This is a genomic window from Propioniciclava sp., assembly GCF_036744435.1.
GTDB lineage: Bacteria > Actinomycetota > Actinomycetes > Propionibacteriales > Propionibacteriaceae > Propioniciclava.
Genome location: NZ_DAIOIA010000240.1, coordinates 1 through 1708, shown reverse-complemented (window position 1 = coordinate 1708; position 1708 = coordinate 1). Strand labels below are relative to the sequence as shown.

At 72.7% G+C, this 1708-nt stretch carries 2 protein-coding genes; both read right to left on the bottom strand.

All coding sequences use genetic code 11. From position 1 onward, the window contains the following. Positions 1-97 precede the first annotated feature (97 nt). Positions 98-1189, bottom strand: a complete 1092-nt coding sequence (locus V7E09_RS15615) for an NAD(P)-binding domain-containing protein (protein WP_324523741.1) — start codon at positions 1187-1189, stop codon at positions 98-100. A gap of 94 nt (positions 1190-1283) precedes the next feature. Next, positions 1284-1708 (bottom strand): beta-eliminating lyase-related protein (locus tag V7E09_RS15610; protein ID WP_324523740.1); only part of this gene is annotated, 425 nt, incomplete at its 5' end.

Genomic DNA, 1708 nt, shown 5'->3' with positions numbered 1-1708 from the left:
ACTCGGAGGCAAACCCCCGATCAGCCGAGTGTCACCAACCTGATGGCCGAGTACAACTAGCCGCCGCCTGCGCCGAGTTCTGGCGCCTGCTTACCCGTCAGGTCCTCGTGGCGGCGGCCGCCCCGAGCGCGGTCAGCACTCCCCGGGCGGCCTCGCGACCGGCACGAGTCGCTCCCAGCGTGGACGCGGATGCCCCGTAGCCGACGAGGAAGACCCGCGGGTCCGCCTCGACGACCACGCCCTCGGTGCGAATGCCGCCCCCCGGTTCGCGGAGCTTCAACGGCGCCAGATGGTCCAGCGCGTGCCGGAACCCGGTGGCCCACAGGATCGCGTCGACGGCGACCTGACGACCGTCGGCCAGCAGCACCCCGTCGGCTGTGAGGGCCACCATCGGTCCGGCCGAGACCAGGACGCCCGCATCGATGCCCGCCCGGTAGTCGCCGATGAGCGGGATGCCGGTGGCAGCGACCACGCTTTCGGGAGGCAGCCCGCGGCGGGTGCGGTCGCGCACCCGGTCTTCGACCGCGCGCCCCCACTCCGGGTCGAACGCGCGATCGGTCCAGTCGGGTGGTCGGCGGGTGACCCACGTGGTGCGTGCACCTGCATCGGCGAGCTGAAGCAGGAACTGCACCGCGGAGAGTCCTCCGCCGACGACCACGACCGACTGCCCGGCGAACTCGGCGGCGTCCACGAAGTCGTGGGTGTGGAGCTGGCGTCCGGTGAACGTCTCGCGTCCGGGGTAGTACGGCCACAACGGCTTGTCCCAGGTACCGGTGGCGTTGATGAGGGTGCGGGTCGTCCAGGTGCGCTGCCCGGCGCGGACGTCGAGCAGCCCGTCGGGACGCGACGTGACGGCGTCCACGTGGACCGGTCGGACCACCGGCAACGCGAAGCGGCGTTCGTAGTCGCCGTAGTAGCGCGAGACGACCGTGGAGGCGGGTTCGTGCGGGTCCGGGGTCCCCAACGGCAACCCGGGGAGGTCGTGCACGGCATGGGCTTTGCCGAGCGTCAGGGACGCCCAGCGGTGCCGCCACGCTCCCCCTGGGCCCTCGTTCGCGTCCAGGGTGACGAAATCCTGGTACGGGCGCAGCCCTCCGCGCACCAGGTGACCGGACGCGCTCAGCCCTGCCTGACCGGCGCCGATGACGACGGTGGCGAGGGTCGGGGTGGCTCCCGGGAGACTGCTCATACCCCTCTAACCTTGATAGACCGTTCAACTATTCCGGTGGGGGTATCCGCCCCGCCCGAGGACCGGCCCTCGTGCACGCGCCCCGTTCGCGCGCTCAGCGAGCGAAAGCTCCCGACAGGATCTCCGCCACGACCTCACCGGCCGACGTGCACTCGGCGGCCGTCACGTCGAGATGGGTGACGGCCCGGACGACCCGGCCGCCCACCGCCGAGAGGGCGACGCCACGCGTGGCCGCCTCGGCGACCACTTGCCCGGCGGGACGGTCCCCGGTCGGGACGACGACGATGTTGGTCTCAGGATCGGCCACCGCCACCCCCGCGGCGATGAGCGGCGCGGCAAACGCGTGGGCTGCGGCGTGATCCTCCGCGAGCCGCTCGATGTGATGATCGAGGGCGTACAGGCACGCGGCCGCCAGCATCCCGGCCTGACGCCAGCCGCCCCCCAGCCGCTTGCGCAGCACGCGGGCGCGAGCCATCGCGTCGGCCGAGCCGACCAGCACCGAGCCGATCGGCGCCCCCA